Origin of the sequence: Streptomyces sp. 8K308 (genome assembly GCF_004348315.1) — a bacterium.
Classification (GTDB): Bacteria; Actinomycetota; Actinomycetes; order Streptomycetales; family Streptomycetaceae; genus Streptomyces.
This window is the reverse complement of sequence record NZ_SMKC01000505.1, coordinates 1-3,767: the sequence shown is the minus strand read 5'-3', so window position 1 is coordinate 3,767 and position 3,767 is coordinate 1. Positions and strand designations below refer to the sequence as shown.

Below are 3,767 nucleotides of genomic sequence, written 5' to 3'. Positions count from 1 at the left end.
TAAGTCGTCGGCGGCGTGAGATGTGTATCAGAGACAGGGGTTGGGCCCTGCGGGTCGTGGCCGGCCGGGCCGGGCGGCTTCGCCGCCCCGGCGTGGCCATCGGCCGCGCCGGCCGGTCCGGGCGGAGCCTCAGGCAGTTACCGGGGGGTGAGCCGCCGACATGGCCTGTGGCGTTCCGCGTGCGGGGTGGCTGGCCGTGCCGGGTGACTTCGACGCCTCGGCTGGCCGCGAGGCGGCGGCGCTCCGCGTGCCGGCCGGCGGCGGGCCTGAGGCCGGCGCCACGTCGTTGGCCATCCCGTTCCGGCGTGGGCGCGCGGCCATGCGAGCCGCGGCGTGCCGACGCCGGAGGCGTGGCCGCAAGCCGCCGGCGCGGCCGGCCCGGCCCGGCCCGGCCGGGCTCAGCTCTGGTTGAAGAAGCCGTCCTCGGTCGGGCGGCGGCGCTCGTCGCTGACGATCTCGTATTCGGCGGGGGTCAACAGGAAGACCCGGTTCGCGACCCGCTCGATCGTGCCGCGCAGGCCGAACGTGAGCCCGGCCGCGAAGTCCACGACGCGCTTGGCGTCGGCGGAGTCGAGCACCGTCAGATTGACCACGACCGGGATTCCGTCGCGGAAGAGTTCGCCGATGCGACGAGCGTCCCGGAAGCCGTCCGGAGTGATCGTCGCGATGCGACCGCCCTGGTCGTGCGCGACCTCGGCAGCCACCCGGACTCGCGGGTCGGTGGTCCACGGCCCCGCGTTGTCGCCGGGCTCCGGACCCTCGGCGTACTCGTCGTCGTAGTAACGCATCTCGCTGTCATCGACGAGGCCCAGCCAGGCACTCGCCCTACGCACCGATCCCATGGACTCCTCCTTTCTCCTCTCGCGGCCCTGTACCCATCCGCATGCCTATCGTGGTCCATGATGCTGACAATGCGCCAAGGGGATAGCCAAAGGAATCGCTTTTCGTGACGGTTCTGGTGCATTCGGCGCGCTCCGTCAGCAGCACGGATGCAGTATCCGTCCGCTGACGCTGTGTGAGGTATTCCGGTCTCCGCCGAACGAGTGAGACCGATGCGTCCGGGCTGGCCGAAAGGCGTTCTTTTCAACGGGGCTGGCGGTGAGGAGACTCTCGGCAGCGCTTGTCAGGAGCATGCCCCCACAGCGTGCTCCTGGCCACGCCTCACGGGCCCGCCTACCCAACGGGCCCCGGATTCCTTACTGGAGGAAGTACAAGTGAGTTTGAAGCGCAGGAACCCCCACAGAGGCACGTCCCGACGGCTCCGGCTGATCGCCGCGTCCTCGGGTCTGCTGGCCGCCGCCGCGTTCGCCCTTCCGAACGCCGCCCAGGCCGAGCCCGTCTCCACCTTCAGCGCGGCCCAGCTGACCTCGGCGAGCGACGCCGTACTCGAGGCCAATGTGGCCGGCACCGCCTGGACCGTCGACAAGTCGACGAACCGCGTTGTCGTCACGGCTGACGAGTCCGTCACCGCCGCCGAGATCAACGAGATCAGGCAGAGCGCAGGCAGCCTCAGCGGTGCCATCTCCGTCGAGCGCACCGAGGGCACCCTCCAGCGCTACATCGCCGGTGGCGACGCCATCTACGCCTCCCTCGGCTGGCGCTGCTCGCTTGGCTTCAACGTCAACATCGGCGGTACCCCCTACGCCCTGACCGCCGGCCACTGCACCGATGGCAACCCGGGCTGGTACACCAACTCGGGCCTCAGCACCTCGATCGGCCCCACGGCCGGCAGCAGCTTCCCGGGCAACGACTACGGCATCATCCGGGTCAGCAACACCTCGCTGTCCCGGCCGAGCTCGGTCAACCTGTACAACGGGACCACGCGTGCCATCACCGGTGCGGCCAACGCAACCAACGGCCTCGCCGTGCAGCGCAGCGGTTCCACCACCGGCCTGCGCAGCGGCTCGGTCACCGGGCTCAACTACACCGTCAACTACGGTGGCGGCGACATCGTCTCCGGTCTGATCCGGACCAACGTGTGCGCCGAGCCGGGCGACAGCGGCGGCGCGCTGTTCTCCGGCAACACCGCCATCGGCCTCACCTCCGGCGGTAGCGGCAACTGCTCCGTCGGCGGCACGACGTACTACCAGCCGGTCGTCGAGGCCCTGAACGCCTACGGCGCTTCCATCGGCTGATCCAGGCGCCGGCGGGCCCACCGACCGCCCCCGCCCGGTCCGCCGGGCGGGGGCGGTCGTCTGTGCGCGTCCGGGCGCCGGCACGCGCCGTGCACGAGCGTCCGCACAACCCAGCGGATGCGCCGGGTTGTTGACCGTTCCGGGAGCATCGTGTGGCCCATCTCACGCGTGCACGGCTCGAAGTATCAACATCCCGCAGAGGTGTGGAGACGTGAGGGTCTATTTCCAGACAGGTCTAGTCCTCGACCTGGCGTGACGACCTGGCGCGAGGCGGCTACGCGCGTGCGTACGAGCCGTCCCCGGCGGGGGAAGACGTGTCGGTCTCCGGTGGCAAAGTGCGGAGTGTTGTGGATGGTTTACGCGCATTACGGCAGCCGGTGTGATCGTATGGCCGGGGCAAGATCTGAGCCTTGCGCCGGTCGACGCGGGCTGGGAATACTCGCCAGCACCGCTTGGCATGGACGGCTCCACCTCGACGGGGGTGGCCAGGTCTGTGCCCTCTCTCCGGAGCGCAGTGCTCCAACCCCCACAGGAGGAAAAGAGCGTGACACACCGACGAACGTCCAACCGCCGCCTCTGGGCCGCCTCAGCCGGAATCGTCGCCCTCGTAGCCGGAACGTTCGCTGTCGCACAGGCGAACGCGACCCCCACCGCTCCGGACGAGGCCATCCCCACCGTGCTGACCTCCGGCGAGGCGGGCGAGCTCGCCTCGAACCTCCTCGGAGAGCTCGATGACGCCCTCGCCGGCTCCTACTACGACGCCGAGGCGGGCACCCTGGTGGTGAACCTGGTGGACGAGTCGGCCAGGTCCGCCGTCGAGGAGTCGGGCGCCGAGGCCCGGATGGTCGACTACTCGCTCGACGAACTGGCCGAGGTGCGGTCGCAGGTCTCCGAGTTCGCCGTCCCCGGCACCGCCTGGACGGTCGACCCGGTCACCAACACGGTCAAGGTCAGCGTCGACGAGACCGTCCAGGGCGACGCGCTCGCGGCGGTCGAGGAGTCGGTGGCCGCGCTCGGCGACGCCGCGACCTTCGAGACCGTGGGCGGCCAGTTCCAACCCTTCGTCGCCGGCGGCGACGCGATCTTCTCCTCCGGCGCCCGCTGTTCCCTCGGCTTCAACGTGACGACGGCCACGGGCACGCCCGGCTTCCTGACCGCGGGACACTGCGGCGAGACCGGTAGCACCTGGGCCGACGAGGCGGGCGGCGCGCCCATCGGCGCCATGACCGAGAGCCAGTTCCCCGGCGCCGACTTCGCGCTGGTCGAGTACGAGGGCGAGGTCGACGCCCCGAGCGAGGTCAACCTCTACGACGGCACGGTCCAGGAGATCACCGGCGCGGGCGAGGCCGTGGTCGGCCAGCCGGTGCAGCGCAGCGGCAGCACCACCGGGCTGCACGACGGCGTCGTCACCGCCGTCGACGTGTCGGTGAGCTACCCGCAGGGCACGGTCGAGGGCACGATCCAGACCACGGTCTGCGCGGAGCCGGGTGACAGTGGCGGTGCGCTGTTCACCGACGGCGAGGCGATCGGGCTGACGTCGGGTGGCAGCGGCGACTGCACGTCCGGCGGCACGACGTTCTTCTACCCGGTGACGGACGCGCTGGCCGCGGTCGGAGCGACGCTCCCGTAGCG

At 70.7% G+C, this 3,767-nt stretch carries 3 protein-coding genes; 2 read left to right on the top strand and 1 reads right to left on the bottom strand.

The features are described from left to right. Positions 1–398 precede the first annotated feature (398 nt). A complete protein-coding gene (gene sepF / locus E1265_RS34845) occupies positions 399–842 on the bottom strand; it encodes a cell division protein SepF (protein WP_132934956.1) in 444 nt (147 codons plus the stop codon). Between the two features lie 372 nt (positions 843–1,214). Between sepF and E1265_RS34840 the strand changes: the two genes are divergently transcribed. Together E1265_RS34840 and E1265_RS34835 are read left to right on the top strand one after the other, a co-directional pair. Then, positions 1,215–2,135, top strand: coding sequence for a S1 family peptidase (locus E1265_RS34840; RefSeq protein WP_132934955.1), 921 nt, complete (start codon positions 1,215–1,217; stop codon positions 2,133–2,135). 544 nt (positions 2,136–2,679) lie between these two features. Further along, on the top strand, positions 2,680–3,765 hold the full coding sequence (locus tag E1265_RS34835) for a S1 family peptidase (protein ID WP_243741331.1): 1,086 nt from the start codon (positions 2,680–2,682) through the stop codon (positions 3,763–3,765). The last annotated feature ends 2 nt before the right edge of the window (positions 3,766–3,767 follow it).